This window comes from Paucidesulfovibrio gracilis DSM 16080 (assembly GCF_900167125.1).
Taxonomy (GTDB): Bacteria; Desulfobacterota; Desulfovibrionia; order Desulfovibrionales; family Desulfovibrionaceae; genus Paucidesulfovibrio; species Paucidesulfovibrio gracilis.
The window spans coordinates 1-15,726 of the sequence record NZ_FUYC01000021.1 but is presented as its reverse complement, the minus strand read 5'-3'; the positions used below and the strand labels follow the sequence as shown (position 1 = coordinate 15,726).

The 15,726-nt window shown below is 59.6% G+C and carries 14 protein-coding genes; 7 read left to right on the top strand and 7 right to left on the bottom strand.

Annotated elements, in window-relative coordinates:
* The first annotated feature begins 164 nt into the window (after positions 1-164).
* Both B5D49_RS12990 and B5D49_RS12985 read left to right on the top strand, forming a co-directional pair.
* Positions 165-1,991, top strand: coding sequence for a methyl-accepting chemotaxis protein (locus B5D49_RS12990; RefSeq protein WP_078718144.1), 1,827 nt, complete (start codon positions 165-167; stop codon positions 1,989-1,991).
* Positions 1,992-2,185: 194 nt separating this feature from the next.
* Entirely contained in the window at positions 2,186-2,401 is a 216-nt protein-coding gene (locus B5D49_RS12985; protein WP_078718143.1) for a hypothetical protein, read from the top strand.
* Positions 2,402-2,576: 175 nt separating this feature from the next.
* On the opposite strand, the gene B5D49_RS12980 is transcribed toward B5D49_RS12985, so the two are convergent.
* The 4 genes from B5D49_RS12980 to B5D49_RS12965 all read right to left on the bottom strand — a co-directional run bounded on the left by B5D49_RS12980 (position 2,577) and on the right by B5D49_RS12965 (position 7,899).
* Complete coding sequence (locus tag B5D49_RS12980; protein ID WP_078718142.1) at positions 2,577-4,004, bottom strand: DNA integrity scanning protein DisA nucleotide-binding domain protein; 1,428 nt, start codon at positions 4,002-4,004, stop codon at positions 2,577-2,579.
* A gap of 322 nt (positions 4,005-4,326) precedes the next feature.
* Positions 4,327-4,896: a TetR/AcrR family transcriptional regulator gene (locus tag B5D49_RS12975; protein ID WP_159447238.1), complete on the bottom strand. Its 570-nt coding sequence runs from the start codon at positions 4,894-4,896 to the stop codon at positions 4,327-4,329.
* 106 nt (positions 4,897-5,002) lie between these two features.
* Positions 5,003-6,226 (bottom strand): ABC transporter permease, encoded by a 1,224-nt coding sequence (locus B5D49_RS12970; protein ID WP_078718140.1) that lies wholly within the window; start codon positions 6,224-6,226, stop codon positions 5,003-5,005.
* Positions 6,217-7,899, bottom strand: coding sequence for a glycosyltransferase family 2 protein (locus B5D49_RS12965; protein WP_078718139.1), 1,683 nt, complete (start codon positions 7,897-7,899; stop codon positions 6,217-6,219). The genes B5D49_RS12970 and B5D49_RS12965 overlap by 10 nt, the downstream gene beginning before the upstream one ends.
* A gap of 245 nt (positions 7,900-8,144) precedes the next feature.
* Here B5D49_RS12965 and B5D49_RS12960 point away from each other — a divergent pair, with 245 nt between their 5' ends.
* Positions 8,145-8,900, top strand: a complete 756-nt coding sequence (locus B5D49_RS12960) for a glycosyltransferase family protein (protein ID WP_078718138.1) — start codon at positions 8,145-8,147, stop codon at positions 8,898-8,900.
* Between the two features lie 428 nt (positions 8,901-9,328).
* Here B5D49_RS12960 and B5D49_RS12955 read toward each other — a convergent pair whose 3' ends face one another.
* On the bottom strand, positions 9,329-10,861 hold the full coding sequence (locus B5D49_RS12955; RefSeq protein WP_234990752.1) for an MATE family efflux transporter: 1,533 nt from the start codon (positions 10,859-10,861) through the stop codon (positions 9,329-9,331).
* A gap of 183 nt (positions 10,862-11,044) precedes the next feature.
* On the opposite strand from B5D49_RS12955, the gene B5D49_RS12950 reads away from it, so the two are divergent.
* From B5D49_RS12950 to B5D49_RS12940, 3 genes are all read left to right on the top strand, one after another.
* Positions 11,045-11,569: a YeeE/YedE thiosulfate transporter family protein gene (locus B5D49_RS12950; protein ID WP_078718137.1), complete on the top strand. Its 525-nt coding sequence runs from the start codon at positions 11,045-11,047 to the stop codon at positions 11,567-11,569.
* Between the two features lie 4 nt (positions 11,570-11,573).
* Positions 11,574-12,098, top strand: a complete 525-nt coding sequence (locus B5D49_RS12945) for a YeeE/YedE thiosulfate transporter family protein (RefSeq protein ID WP_078718136.1) — start codon at positions 11,574-11,576, stop codon at positions 12,096-12,098.
* 240 nt (positions 12,099-12,338) lie between these two features.
* The gene (locus B5D49_RS12940; RefSeq protein ID WP_078718135.1) at positions 12,339-14,096 is read left to right on the top strand and encodes a sensor domain-containing diguanylate cyclase; all 1,758 of its coding nucleotides are present in this window, start codon (positions 12,339-12,341) and stop codon (positions 14,094-14,096) included.
* 126 nt (positions 14,097-14,222) lie between these two features.
* Here B5D49_RS12940 and B5D49_RS12935 read toward each other — a convergent pair whose 3' ends face one another.
* Both B5D49_RS12935 and B5D49_RS12930 read right to left on the bottom strand, forming a co-directional pair.
* Complete coding sequence (locus tag B5D49_RS12935) at positions 14,223-14,615, bottom strand: response regulator (RefSeq protein WP_078718134.1); 393 nt, start codon at positions 14,613-14,615, stop codon at positions 14,223-14,225.
* 18 nt (positions 14,616-14,633) lie between these two features.
* Positions 14,634-14,834, bottom strand: a complete 201-nt coding sequence (locus tag B5D49_RS12930; RefSeq protein ID WP_159447237.1) for an ATP-binding protein — start codon at positions 14,832-14,834, stop codon at positions 14,634-14,636.
* Between the two features lie 111 nt (positions 14,835-14,945).
* Between B5D49_RS12930 and B5D49_RS12925 the strand changes: the two genes are divergently transcribed.
* Positions 14,946-15,712, top strand: a protein-coding gene (locus B5D49_RS12925; protein WP_144019444.1) for an IS5 family transposase whose coding sequence is annotated in 2 segments (ribosomal slippage) — positions 14,946-15,321 and positions 15,321-15,712 — 768 coding nt in all. Because the reading frame shifts where the segments join, the coding sequence is not laid out codon by codon here.
* The last annotated feature ends 14 nt before the right edge of the window (positions 15,713-15,726 follow it).

Genomic DNA, 15,726 nt, shown 5'->3' with positions numbered 1-15,726 from the left:
AGTCTGAGCCACTTCGTATCGTATATCCGCTTTTTCTGTCCATGCCGCGTGTCCGATTCTTTTCTTTTTCTCACTGCAAACAGTGTTTACAGACTCGTGGTTGACACCTGCCTGTTCCCGTTCTTTAATGGCCCACACATTCTCTACAAGAGGTCTTCATACCAATGAATGCTCAAAGTTCCAAGCTGTTACGACTCAACTCCGGATTGCGGTGGCGCGTTCTCTCCCTGGCTCTGACCGGCCCCTTGCTGATCGCCGTGGTTCTGGTGGCTTTGAATATGTACGACTCCGAAGAAAGTGCCAAGCAAACCGTTCTTGCGCGGAGCCGGACCGTGGTGAGCATGGCAGAAGCCGTGCGAAACCGATTTGCCGCCAAAATCCAAAACGGGCTTATCCGCCCCTTTGATGAACTCCCCGCTCACAAGGTCATTGAAGCCGTTCCCGTGGTGGTTGCCATGCGTACCGCCCAGGACAGCGAATCCACCGGGGAATTCACGGTCCGCACCCCCAAGGTGGCCCCCCGCAACCCGGACAATGCGCCGGATGCCGTGGAAATGGCCGCTCTCAAGGCCATGAAGGACCAGAACCTTTCCGAATACATCGTGGAAGAGTCGGATCGTATCCGTTATTTCCGCCCCATCCGCCTGACCAAAGATTGCCTGTACTGCCACGGCGACCCGGCAGGGCGCCGCGATGCCACCGGCGGCATTAAGGAAGGGTGGCGCGAGGGCCAGATTCACGGCGCATTCGAGGTCATTACTCCGCTTCGCTCGGCCAGGGCCGCGGCGCTCCGCTCCCAGATCATCATCGGCATCACCAGCCTCGTGGTGCTGGCCATCGTTACCCTGCTCGCCTGGTTCGTGGCCCAGCGCCGTATTCTCCGTCCCATCATGAACATCGAAGACTACGCCCGACGCGTGGCGGACGGTGATCTTGAAGCACGGCCCACCGGCAGGTTCACCGGAGAATTGGCGGGCATGAAGGAATCCATCGCCGACATGGTGCACCGGCTCAAGGAAAAAATGGCCGAAACCGAACGCACCGGCCTGGAGGCCGAGGAACACGCGCAAACCGCGGAAGCCGCCCTGGCCGAAACACGTGAACAGGAGCGCAAGGTCAAGCGATTGCTCGAAACCATGCGGGACATCTCCACCAACGCTGAGGAAATCGCCCATCAGGTCTCTGCCGCGTCCGAGGAGCTTTCCGCCCAGGTGGTGCAGGTCAGCCGCGGTGCCGAGGTCCAGGACCAGCGCACCACGGAAACCGCCACCGCCATGGAGGAAATGACCACCACCGTGCTCGAGGTGGCCCGCAACTCCGCCACCACGGCCGAGGTGGCAGAACAGACCCGCGCCGAAGCCAACGCAGGAAACGAAATCGTGGACAAGGCCGTGTCCTCCATCCGCGAGGTGGCGGACAGCTCCAACCGGTTGCGCACGGACATGCTTGATCTGGGCGAACGGGCCGAGGGCATCAGCAAAATCATGAACGTGATCACCGACATTGCGGATCAGACCAACCTGCTGGCCCTGAACGCGGCCATTGAGGCGGCACGGGCCGGGGAAGCGGGCCGGGGATTCGCGGTGGTGGCCGATGAAGTCCGCAAACTGGCGGAAAAGACCATGGACGCCACCAAAGAAGTGGGCCAGGCCATCACCCGCATGCAGGAAAGTGCGCACGTGAACCTGGAAAGCGTGGCCCAGTCCACCAAAACCGCCAATCGAGCCGCCCAGCTCGCGGAACAGTCCGGTCGGGCGCTGAGCGACATCGTCAGCCTTGCGGAACAGACCTCGGATCAAGTCCGCAGCATTGCCACAGCCGCTGAGGAACAATCCGCCACCAGCGACGAAATCAACCGGGCCGTGGAGGACATCCGCCGCATTGCCGGGGAAACCTCCCAGGGCATGGGCGACGCGGCCAGCGCCACCAGCGAATTGGCCCGCCTCTCCCAGCAGCTCCTGAGCCTCATCGAACGCCTGAACCAAAACTGACCTACCACGGCGGACCGGTTCTCCCCGGTCCGCCGTTATCCGTTTGCCCACCCTGTTGGAAACTTTTCTGCTTTTCCCTAGCTTCGTGACTAGATAGGCACAGCTCTTGCTTTCTCCTTCAAGCGGTCTTTTTTGCCTCTCCGCCACATGCGGTCAGAGCATCGAAACCAACGACCGACCAAAGGAGTCGAGCCATGCGCCAGATACCCATTCATTCTTCCGCACAGGACATCCAGGACGTTTTTTCTTCCGGCGGCGTGCCTGTCTTCGAATTGACCGAAGAAAAGAGTCTGGACGAGCTTATGAGCGAATTTGGCTGGGTTCGCCAGGAGTCACCGGAAGCCATGCCCGAGGGAGAAGACGATGTGGCCCGCGTGAATCCCTTTGGCGATCCTGCCGGGGCGTGGTAGCGGCCACCCCGCGAAAAACTCCGGCCGCACCCCGATATGGTGAACAACGCGGCACTGATCAAGGGTCTTGACCGCAACAAACCACAAACAACTGCAACACCCCGCTCCGCAACGAACGGATGAGGGATTGCTCGATACAATTTTGACGGAATTTTCGAGGGATAATTGAAAAACGTCAGCCGTTGATCCAGTCTTCCAGCAGAGGCGGCGTCGGGCAGCCCCGCAAGGTCTTCAGCGCACAGGCCGCCGTCAATTCCACGCCGTTTTGGATGATGGACACGGGCCGATCCGAAGAGACCACCACCACAATGGCCCGCTCGTGTTCCGCGGTATAACGCAGGGCCGAATTGTATCGTGCACCGCGGGCCATGTTCTCCCCCGGCACATTGTGCCCGTCCAGCAGGCAGCCGAACCCGTGCAGCTTGAGGTCCGTGCCGATGTGCAACGCCCCGTCCACCTTGGAAAACGCCTTGGCCAGCTCCAAAAACCGCAACTGACGAAGATCCAGCGGATGCACCAGATACTGCCCGGACATGCGCTCCGGAATCCCGGCAAGATCCAGTACCAGGGTGCAGCCGTGGCGCTTTTCCGTGGAATTGTCCACCAACGCCGTGACGATGTTCATCAAGGAATGTTGTTCGGATAAGTTCAAATGGGAATCATAGAGCCGTTCTTCCAGCTCCACGAGGTTGGCTCGCCGGTTGGAGGAACTGAAGCTGCCGCCCGAAAAGCTGCACACCGGCAGGCCGTTGAGCAGCAGGAAACCGTGCGAACCGTGATAGCGGGCCACGATGCTGGAATCCGGCACTTCCCCGATGGAAATCCCCACAATGGAGCGGCCATCGGAAACCAGCTTGCGCCGCGAGCCTTCCACGCTTTGCAGCAGCTTGCGCACCCGTTTGAAATTCTCCAGCAACGGGCGGTCCAGGTCCGGAAACAGCGCCAAAAAATTGAGCTGAAACACCTCGCTCGGTTCCACGAACACGATGTCGCCCGAAGCGGGCAACCCTTCTTCCTGCGTACGGGAGATGCCGATCACGGCATCAAGAATGGGATACACTCGCAACTGCGTGTCCCACTTGCCCATGGCGGCCCGCTCATCCACGATGTAATCCCGAATGGCGTGGACCGCGCATTGCTGGAGCACGTACCCTGCCGTGTCGATGTTCAGCACGCTTTGGGTTTCGTAGTTTTGGGAAAACAGCCGGACCGCATATTCCAACCAGCGCCGCGTGGGTCCGGTGCAGCACATGGTGGGGTGCTCCTCCGTAAACCAGACCTGATACGGCACCGCGTTGGAGCGCCCTCCGTAGGCGATGACGCCCGCCATCTGCAGCCCTTCGAAATGGTCCCGCGGCAGGAACCGCACTTCGTGTCCTTCCGGCACTTCCCGAACCCAGTTTTCCGGGGTCAGATAGAAATCCCGCAGCCGCGGCTCGTGGCCGCGCAGCAGATCCTGCGGGTCATAAATACGCAGCGGCCCGGTCGGGGACGTGGCGTACACCAGCGCGGCACGCGCTCCCTCGGAAAAATGGGACAATCCGTCCCGCAGTCCGTCGAGAATGTGGAAGATGCAGATGTTTTCAAACGAATTTCGTCGCATGCCGCCCCCTCGCGCCCGCGTTGGATGGAATCCTTGTCCAATTGTGACCCATTCGGGCCGATGTGTCCATGAGCAAACAACGAAAACCCGCCAAGGCCGTGACCTCCGCGCCGACTCGCCTGTTTGTTGACCATGCGTAGTACATAGCATGCCATGGACCGCTGGATTTTCTGTAGGACGCGGGAAGCGGCGTTGGCCGTTGCAGGTGCTTGAGCGTACTCCAGTGGGCCAACAGGGACGGGAAAGCGCAGATGTCCGGCAGCAGCGATACTGAGGGGTGCCCGCGTTTCATGCAAGCAGGCCCCCCTCGCTCCATCCTGGTTCAGGATCGATCCGAATGTACCACCCAGCGGAGCATGCGGTCCAACAACTCCAGTTCGTCCACACTGCCGTGGACGATCTTCAGCCGCCCACTGTTGACCAGGCAGGAAAGCCCATGCACGGTGGACCAAAGGGAGAATCGCAGGGTTTCCTGATCCACGTCGCCCAATTTTCCGCTCTGCACGGCCTCCTGCACCAGATTGGTGAAGAATGCATAGCCTTCCATGGGTTCGCTTTCATAATCCATCAATTCTTCCGGACCCTGCCCGGCAAGATCATACATCAGGGCAAAGGCGTCCGGATGCGCCAGGGCAAAGCGGACGTAGCCCCTGCCGAACTCCACCAGCCGCTGGACCGGATCGGTGGAGACCATTTCAAACTGCACGATTTCGACCAGTCGTTCGAATCCCTCGTGCCGCAGGGCGTCCATTATTTCCCGTTTGTTGCGGAAGTGTCGATAAATGGCGGCCGCACTACAACCCACTCGGCGCCCAATGGCGCGCATGGTCACGTTGCTGTACCCTTTCTCCCGAAAGAGCATACGGGCTCCGTCCATAATCTTGGTTCTCACATCCATCCTCCTGAAGACGCGCCGCGCGCGTCAACACCTTGGTTTGTCTCGCCCCTCGGTTCCTTAAACGCTTCCGCTGTCCGCGGAATGAAATGTCATCACGTGATCAGGTCTTGAGCACGTCCAGAATCCCTATGCGCGAAGCAAGCCAAGCCGGGTACGATCCGGCGAATAACCCCAGCAACCCCGACCCCACAAGCGTAAAGCCGAACATGTACGGATTGAGCACCAACGGGAACGGGGTCAGCGAGGTGAACAGCAGCACCAGCACCAGGCAGACCAGCACCCCACCGGCCCCACCGGATGCGGAGAGCAGCCCGGCCTCGAACATAAACTGACGGACGATGTCGGACCGGCGCCCGCCCACGGCCCGGCGCACCCCGATTTCCACCCGTCTGGCCCGAACCATGAGGATCATGATGGACAAAATGCCCATGCCCCCCACGGCAAAGGAAATCGTCGAGGAAATCACACCCAGGGTCTGCATCAGGTCCAGTGCCTGGCGTTGCAGCTGGATGACCTCCCGCGCCTCCAGCACATCGAAGTCGTCTTCCTGGCCCGGCCGGATGTCGTGCCGCAGGCGCATTAGGTTTACGATGCTCTTTCGGGCTGCCGCAAAATCCGCCCCATCCACAAGACTGAGATTCACCCCGGTAAGCCAGTCCACGTTGGCGGCCCGGCGCATGTAGGTGGAAAGCGGCAAAAAGACCTGCTCATCCTGGTTCTCGCCGGAAAGATCCTGCCCCTTGCCCTCCATGACCCCAACAACCCGGAACGAGGCGCGGTAAATGCGCACCTTCCGGCCCAGGGCGGCCTGGGGCGAGCCGAACAGCCGGTTGGCGATCTCCCGGCCCAGCACCACCACCTTAGCCCGGCTACGCTCCTCCTCCATGGTGAAGAACCGGCCGAACTGGGGATAAAAACTGCGCACGGTCTGATAATCGGGCCAGGTGGCCATGACTCGAGCGTCCGTAACGCCCTGGGCGCTGCGCACGGGCATGGCCGTGGAGATATACGGCGCTCCGGCCCGCACCTGCGGCAGGGACTGGATCAAAGCCAGGGCATCGGATACTTTGAAATTTGTATTGAAATCCTTAACCCCCACGGAGCCGCTCCGCCGAAAACGCACCCGCCCGGAAACAACGGACATGAGGTTCGGTCCCATGGCCTCGGCCTGCATCTCCGCATTGCGGACCATGATGTCGCTCACGGTTTGCACGCCGGTGAAGGCCAGCGCCCCGAGAAACACGCCCAGCATGGCCAGCACCGTGCGCAGCTTGCGGGCCATGAGCGAGGCATAGGCAATGTGCAGGTTGACCATTACGGACATGCGCCGCTCTCCCAGGCATCGGTAAGATCCGCATGAGCGCGTTGTAACTCGTCCTCCTGCCGCTGTGCCAATTCCGTTGCCATACGTTGCACGTCCCGGTCGGAAAATCGCGAGCGCAGCTTGACCAGATTCCCTTCCCCATTGCCGGCCGCCCCTTTGGCCCGGCGCGCGGCCACGCCGGAACGCTTGAGGTGCTCCACTCGCAGCCAGCCCTGGCAAACCGTATACCCGCCCTGGGCCACGGCGCGCAGATCGCAATCCAGGTCGTCGAATTGGGATGGGGAATAGCGAATATCGAACCCGCCCCGTTCTACCAGGGACCGGGTGCGGAAAAGATGGCAGCAGCCCGTGACCGAGGCGCAGCAGCGCAAGCTGTCGAACCGGCCCAGATCAAATCCCTGATGCTGCAAATCCGTGACCGGGAGGGCGGGCGTTTGCCCGCGGGGTTCGGTCCCCGGTTCCGGGGTGTGGGCAACCCGGAGATGCAGGTCCGCGCTTTGCAGCACCCAGGGCCGTCCCGCGTCCACCACCGTGCATCCCCAGGCCTGCGCATCGGGATACCGGCGGGCCGCTGCACCGAGCCGCTCAAACCAGCCCGAAGGAACCAGGGCATCGTCATCCAAAAAAACGGTCCAACGCCGGGAGCGCACATCCTCCCGGGCCAAAAGCCAATTCCTGGCTGCGGGGGCGCCCACGTTCACGTCCAGGCGCACATGCTCGAACCGGTCCCGGCCCCAGCGCCCGCACCAGTTGCGAAGGGTTTCCGGGGTCTGATCGGTACTGCCGTTATCCAGAACCACCACACGGGTTTCCCGCAAAAAATCGGACGTGGCCGCCGCCTCCAAAGCCGTCAGAGCGCGGTGCAGATCATCCTGCTTGTTCCATGAATACAACAAAATGGAACAGCCGCCCGCAAGAGGAGCGAACTCCTGGTCCCGGCCAAGCAGTACGTCCCGGGAGCGCAACGCCAGATTCACGTTCCAGGGCCGGGCTTCCAGGACGCCGCGCCAGAGGGAGAGCGCCCGCTCCGGGTCACCCGAACGATACAGGGCGTGCGCCAGCCGCTCCCGCATTCCCGCAAGGGGAAGCTCTTCGGCCAAAGCGCTCAACCGATCCACGTGCATGCCTGGCTCCACCACGGCGTACAAATCCGCGCTGAGCATGGTCCGCAAGGTTGGTTCGGGCAGCCAGTCCGGGTTTTGGGCGAATTGAGAAATAAAGGACAGAATGTCAGCGGGTTCACCCTCAAGCAGAAGGACTTCCACAACGGCCCGCAACAGGTGGGGATCCTGAGCCTGCGTCCGCTGCTCCAACAACTGGCGCAGCCCCTGGAGATCGCCGCGGTTTGCCAGCCGTTCGGTACGCGCCTCGGGCCGCCAATGCTCCACAAGCCAACGCAATGCATTTCGCACTGTGGGGGGGAGGGCGCTGTCGCCCAGGGTCAGCAGGGGGTGGGCCAGGGCGCCGTTCAGGGCATCCTCTTCCCAGGCCGCGAGGAGCAGGTCGAACCCCAGACGGGCCAGGAAGCCGGAGCGTTCCGGAGAACCGGCGTGCACGCGGGACGCGGCCAAAGAGCCGCGCGCAAGCCCCGCCAGATGGGACCGGCCCGTTCCGCCCGCCAGCAATCCCAAACGGAGCTGGTGAGGCACTTCAGCCCATGGAAATGTTCGCACGTCTTTCCCCCAACCTTTCGGCCGACCCTATGGGATTGACCGGGCCGCGTTGACATCCCGAGCAGCCCAGGCCACAAACAATACCAACCTGTCGGACAAAAGACCAGAGAGGAACGCATGCCTTCTCAATTTGTCGGTTCAAATTCTTCAAAATGGCTCATAAAAGCGGCGCAAACGCATGTTTCCCGCCTTGGACTGCAACAACCGCAACCTATATTGCGGTCCCTTCTTCTGGAGCAAGACGCATGACCAATCGACCGCCTCATATCTGCGCCGTGATCCTGCACTATGGCGACCCCGGACTGACGGCCCGCGTGCATAGCCAATTGCTGGAGGGGCTGGAGCCGCGACTGCAACAGGCTGTACGAGTACTAGACAACGCCGCGCCCGAGACCTACGCCGAGGCATGGACCCGCTTGCCGGAGAATCTGTTTTGGGCAGGCGCCCTGGACTGGACCGTGGACCATTTCATCCGCAACGAGCCGGACTACACCCACCTCTGGTTCCTGAACAACGACGTGTCCTTCTCCACCCCTGGACCGCATCTGCCAAAAGCCGCGGCCCGGCTGCAATGGATCGAATCCCGGATCGGTACGGTGGGCGTATACTCGCCCTCGGCTCTGCGCAATCCCTACCACGCCCAGATGGTGCGCAATCCTGACGCGCAGATTCGGCGCACCCCGTTTGTGGACGGCATTGCCCCACTTTGGAACCTGGCAACGTTGCAGGAATTGGGAGGGATTGATCTTCGTGGAAACCGTCAAGGGTATGGCGTGGATATATACACGAGCCTGCGGCAGCACCAGGCCGGGTATGGCGTGGTGGTGGACCACCAGCTTGCGCTGCGGCATACCTACCATAGCACGGCCCGCTCGATTCCCGGCTTTTTGGATGCCTCGGCCCGAGCCGAACAAGCCTATCTGGGTTCCCGGCTGGGTGCGGACTACAAGACGCTGCTGGAGGAATTACGCGCTCAAAGCAGCGACCATGTGAAGCTTTAATATCCTGGACACACTATATTTATTCATTCACCCAGCGTCTACCCGAACAGCTATTGCGCTGCTTTCCCCTGCCGTCCGCAACTTCGCTTGCACACTCATCCCGGCAGAGCGCTCTATGAGCGGGACCGAGCACAGCGCGACCATGCGCCTGTTTCCCCAAAATATGCTCTTGATCAGCAATGAATTTTCCGGCGCTGCGTTTTATTGATCACTTTGCGCTCAAGAACGATATCAGCTTTTTTTCACGTGAAAAAAATTTTTATCTTGTCTTGATTATGACTGCTCACATTCGCTGATCCACCTCTGATCCACAAAAGAACACAATCTATTCTCCTCAGCCAATCTGAGGTCCACTTTTGCGGCATTTTTCTCTCTTTGGGTGCAACAAAAACGTTGCCCGGACTTGTGACCTTTTGCTGTTGATCGGGTCATCGCCTGGAATCATGCTCCTCTGCCGTCACCGTGGGGGCCAGCTTTCCGGCTCCAGGTCCGGGCATGGCTCCGGCTCCCAAGCCGGCAGCTCCTTCCGCACCAGGAACCCCTTCCGTGCCGGCATCGGTACGGTCTTCCTCAATCACGCGCATGTCCCTCCACCGGCCACGCCGGAACCGGATGCCGAACACCAGGGCCAAGACCGCGGCATAGACGAAGAAAATCGTCCAGGGAGCCTGATAGCCCATCCCGAGCACCTCCACGCTCACATACAGCGGCAGCACCATGACCAGCAGGGAGGAAAGGGCAATGGTCCACATCACGAAGCGGGTGTCCCCGGCTCCCTTGAGCGCCCCGGAATACACGAGCACCAAAGCGTCCAACAGGCTGTACGCCGCCACAAAGCGCAGCATGACCACGCCCATGCGCTCCACAGGCAAGAATTGCGCCTCGGTCATGTCCATGGGCTGGAAAAGATGCAGCACAGGCTCGGGCGCGGCCACCCAGAGCACCCCAAGACTGCCCATATAGAGCATGCCGAGGCGGGCGGCATTGCGGGTGGCGCGTGCGCCCTGTTCCGGCAGCCCCGCGCCCACGGACTGTCCCACCAGGATGCTTGTGGCGATGTGCAGCCCTACGCAGGGCAAAAATGCCACCGTGTCCAGTGACATAATGATGTTCGTGGCCGCCAGTTCCGCGGTTCCCAGTCGGCCGACCACAAAGACGAAAAACGAGATGGCGAACATATCCAGGAAGAACTGCACCCCTCCGGGCAGGCCAAAGCGCATCAACCGGCGCAGAATCTCCCGATCCGGCCGCCAGGCAGAGCGTATCTTGTAAAGCCGTTCATTTTCCTTCCGAAAAATCAACAGGCAGAACAGCACCGAGGGGATAGCCGTGCCGCACACCGTGGCCAGCCCCGCGCCCTTGATGCCTAGCTCCGGGAACGGGCCGACACCGTATATCAGCATATAATCCAGCGGCACGTTTACCAGCATTCCTGCCATGTTCACCAGCATCACGGCCTTGGTCATGCCGCGGCCGGAATAAAAGCACGCCAGCACCGACCCCAGCACCGCAAACCCTGCCCCCAGGCTCAGGATCCGAAAATACGAAATTTCAAGCTCCACAATCGCGGGTGCATGGCCGGACCAGCCGAAAATAATCCCCCCGGCAAGCCCCAGGGAAGCCAGCACCACCCAGGCAGGCAAACAGAACCAGATGCCCTGCCAGAGCGCCGCGCCCACGCGCTCATGCCGGCCAGCACCGGTGTACTGGGCCACGAACACGCTGACATACTCGCCCACGCCCATGAAAAACGAAATGAACAAAAAACTGGCAATGCCCGCTGGCAGGGCCGCGGCAATGGTTTCCAGGGAGTAGTTGGACAAGAAGATGCGATCCGTGAACTGCATCACCGTATGGGAAATCATGCTCATGACCAGCGGGATTCCCACGGCCAGCACCTGGCCGTATCCACCGGGACCGGTCCAGGAATGCCGCATTCTCTGTTGTGCCGTTTCGAACATGTCCCTACCCTCTATCCCCGCGCCTTGATTTGAAACAATGCACGCGGCTTTTCTTTATGCTATGACCGATCCAATCGGTCCTGACGGTACTTATTTCGCGTTTCAGCAAGTGAATAGGGGGATATATATGTTCCCCCGCTCCGGGGCAACCTCGGAACATCAACACCATAGGAGGACTCCACCATGACCCGAAAAACCAAAGGTGCCTGGAACCCCTATCTTGCGGGAGCCCTCACCGGGCTGCTGCTTGTGCTTTCGGTCTGGATCGCGGGCAAGTATTTCGGCGCATCCACGTCCTTTGTGCGGACCGCCGGGCTTATCGAACAGACCATTGCACCGGATCGTGTTGCCGGGCTTGACTATTTCATGAAATACTTCAACAAAAACAGTGGAATTGATTGGCAGTGGATGTTCGTGCTCGGTATTTTCCTCGGCTCGTTCCTCTCTTCCAATGCTTCGCACAGCTTCCGCTGGACCCCGGTTCCCGAGTCCTGGAAAAACCGCTTCGGTGCCAGCGCCCTCAAGCGCGGCCTTGCTGCCTTTGTGGGCGGATTCATCGCCCTGTTCGGCGCCCGGCTTGCAGGCGGCTGCCCCAGCGGCCACGGGCTTTCCGGCCTGGCGCAAATGGCCGTGAGCGGTTACCTGGCTCTGTTCATGTTCTTTGTTGGCGGGCTGGTCATGGCCCGACTGCTCTACAAGGGGAGATAAGCCCATGCAGCTCATTTACGGACTCGCCACCGGCATGCTCTTCGGCGTGCTGCTGCAAAAGGCCCGCGTACTGCGCTACGACAAACAGGTGGGCGCGCTTCGGCTCAAAGACATGACCATTGTCAAATTCATGCTCTCCGCCATCCTTACCGCCATGATCGGCATTTACCTGCTACGCGACATGGGCATGGTGGAACTGAGCATCAAAGGCCTTTCCCTGGGCGGACAAATCGGGGGCGGCCTGCTCTTCGGCCTGGGCTGGGGCTTGCTCGGCTACTGCCCTGGAACGTCCTGGGGCGCTGTGGGCGAAGGCCGATACGATGCCATCTGGGGCATTGTGGGCGGCTGGCTCGGTGCCGCGCTTTACGCCGAGGTCTATCCAACCATGCAATCCACGGTGCTTGCCTGGGGCAACTTCGGCAAGGTCACGCTGCCCCAGCTTTTCGGCCTGAACCACTGGGTCATGGCCGGGCTGCTGGTCATCGCGTTTCTTTTCCTGTTCCGCTTCTTTGAAAAAAAGAGTCTCTAAAACGGCTCTGCATCACCTGACGATCAAGGGGTTCCGCGTCTTGCGGAATCCCTTTTTTTCTCTTCGCCGCTTTTCTCCCTATGGTTCTCCCCGTCCTCTCCTGCTCCAACCGTGCGATCCATCTCCGCCTCCCACCGACCAGAAATCGCCATAGCCCTTTGCTTCGGGGTTACAGCATGGATAAAAAAAGGTATTGTACTATACCATTGTGGTTCATGCGCCATCACCAGGATATTTGCCGTGGCTGATACAAAAACAAATCAAGAGATTAGCGCCTTGCGCGAGGAAAACGCCCGATTGCGGCGACGCCTTGCGGATATGGAAACCGCCTGTGTGCAAACGGACCGGGAAAGCGGCGTCTTTCTTTCCGGTCCGCTGGTGCTGTTCAAGCTCAAGGCTGATTCACATTGGACGTTCACATACACCTCACCGAACCTTTTGGAGCTGACCGGGTATGATCCCAACGAACTGGTCCAAAAAGGCACAACCTTTCAGGACATGATCCACCCGGCGGATCAGCCCGCTGTAACAACACGGATTTCCGCCCTTCTTTCCGGCACGCAACGAAGCGGCACCCTGCCTGCCTTTCGCCTGGAAACCAAAGACCGCTCTATTATCTGGGTGCAATGCCACATCACCATTCTGCGCGACGAGGCAGATCGACCGGTTTGGATTGTCGGATATTTGCTCGATATTTCCGCCCAGCAGAACATGCAGCAGGAATTGCGACGGTCCCGTGCACGGCTGGAAATGGCCCAACGCCTTGCTCGGACCGGCAGTTGGTCCTGGTACGAGGACACCGGGCATATCTTCTGGTCCGACGAGGTCTACCGCATTTACGAACGCGACCGCTCCCTTGGGCCGCCCAGTTATGACGAATACTTCACCCTGCAACATCCCCTGGACCGCGACCGTGTCCGGCAGACCATCCGCCAGACCATGCGCGAAGGCGGGGAGTATGAAATCGAACACCGCATTGTCCTGGCTTCGGGGGCGATCAAGCACGTTCTGGGCATTGCCCGGGTGGAGCACGATGAACGCGGCCGCGCGCGCGGCCTGTTCGGAACCGTGCAGGACATCACGGAACGCAAACAGGCCGAAGAACAACAGCATGCCTTTACGGAACGCATCGCCCTGGCATCCGAAGCCGGGGGCATGGGCATCTGGGAATGGGATCTGCAAAGCAGCGAACTGAACTGGAACAACCGCATGTATACCCTTTACGACATTGCGCCCACGGAGTTCAGCGGGCTATACGACGCCTGGCGTCAGCGCGTACACCCGGACGACATAGCCTTTACCGAGTCGTCCCTTTGGGAGGCCTTATCCGAGGACAAAGAGTGGCACCATGAATTCCGCATCGTCCTGCGCGACGGTTCCATCCGCCACATCCAGGCCGCAGCCCGTCTGCATCGTGAGCGGCACGGCAACTCCCGGCGCATGGTGGGCATCAACCGGGACGTGACCCGCTCGCGCGAGGCGGAACACGAACTGCGGCGCCTGGCCACCACGGACGCCCTGACGGGGCTCCTCAACCGCGCCCGATTCATGCAGCTGGCAGAGCGGGAGTTTGAACGCCATAAACGCTATCACACGCCGCTCACCATGATCATGTTCGATGCCGACCATTTCAAAGCCGTCAATGATGAGCACGGCCACGATGTGGGCGATACCGTTCTCCGCGCCATCGGCGAAATCACCCGAAAGCAATTGCGCGAAGTGGACGTATTGGGCCGTATCGGCGGGGAGGAATTTGCCGTGGCTCTTCCTGAAACAACACGGACAAAGGGAACGTTGGTGGCGGAACGCATCCGCACCGCTATAGCAGACACTGACGTGCAAACCCCCGGCGGCCGGACGGTCCGTTTCACCATCAGTCTCGGCGTTGCCGAGGCGGGCCGGGAAGCAACGCGTTTGTCCGACTTGCTTCGCACAGCGGACAAAGCCCTGTACAAAGCCAAAAACAATGGAAGGAACAGAGTTGAGGAGTTTGATTGATCCACGGTGATCATAGGCGTGATCCTGATGAGCACCGCATCGCACACCATCGGCGTGACGCCCGGATGGAACGCGTTTTCCAGGGGTTGGACCGATGATTTTGTTCCGGGAAGTCGCTCGCCCCGGCTACCTGGATTTCTTCACCACCTCCTGCATAACCTGCAACAAATCCGCCAGTTCCACGGGCTTGGAAAGATACCCGCTCATGCCTTCGGCAAGAAAGGTTTCCCTGTCTCCCATCATGGCATGTGCAGTGAGCGCCACAATGGGTATGTCGGCCTGGGCCTGGAACTCCTCGTCCGAACGGATTCGACGCATGGCTTCCAAACCGTCCAGTTGCGGCATGCGGATGTCCATAAGCACCACATCGTATTCGTTCTGCCGCATCTTTTCCAATGCGTCATATCCATTGGTCACCGCGTCCACGCTATGCCCATGATGTTCCAGCAGTCGCCGTATGGTCAGGCTGTTCACATCATCGTCTTCCGCCAATAGAATGCGGTATGTCATATCGCTCATTGCGCGTCCTCCCGTGAGTCAATTCTCTTCACTGTTTGTTACGGTATTTTTCACTTCTTGGTTTTGCACTTCCGCTACGCCCAATTCCAAGGCGCAATAAATATCCGTCCCGTTATTCACCTCGCTGGAAATGCACAGCGCGCCGTCCAGCAACCGCACCAGTCGGACCACAATGGCCAGCCCCAACCCGGCGCCTTCATAGTTTCGTTCATACGCCACCTCGCCGGGAACAAACGTATCCAGCAGCGTGCTTAGACAGTGTAGTCACGAGATTGTCTAGAGTTTGATTTTGTGGCATACTTTGCTTGTCAAAACACAAGCGAGGATGCAATGCCGAAACCAGCGCATAGACGCCACGACATCTCCAACAAGGTTTGGAAAAAACTTGAACCACATCTCCCTGGGCGCAAGGGGAGTTGGGGCGGACTTGCCCGCGACAACCGCCAGTTTATCAACGCCGTATTTTGGGTAATGCGGACGGGTGCACCTTGGCGAGACCTGCCTCCTGACTTTGGTGGGTGGAGCAATACTCATCGGAGATTCATTCGTTGGCGAGACAAAGGTGTCTGGGAGAAATTGTTAGAAATTCTGATAGATGAACCCGATTATGAATGGCTAATGATTGATGCAAGTCATTGCAAAGTTCACCCACATGCCGCAGGAGCGAGAGGTGGAAACCAAGATATGAGCCGCACAAAAGGGGGCTCAACACAAAACTGCATTTGGCCGTGGATGCGCATGGTATGCCGCTCAGGATCATTGCTACAAAAGGTACAGCAGCAGATTGTTCTCAGGCAATCGCTTTGATTGAGGGATTCTCCGCGCAAAAGCTGCTTGCTGATCGCGGCTATGACTCCGATAAGATCGTCACACAGTCCATGCTACAGGGCATGGAGCCCGTGATACCTCCTCGAAGGCATCGTAAAAAGCCTCGGCATTACGATGCCGAGGCTTACAAAATAAGACATTTGGTTGAAAATGCTTTCCTTTATCTGAAGCAATGGCGCGGCGTTGCAACTCGCTACGCCAAGAATACAGCATCGTTTCTCGCCGCAGTTCATATCAGGTGCATCTTTTTGTGGGCTTCAATCTCGTGACTACACTCTCTAAG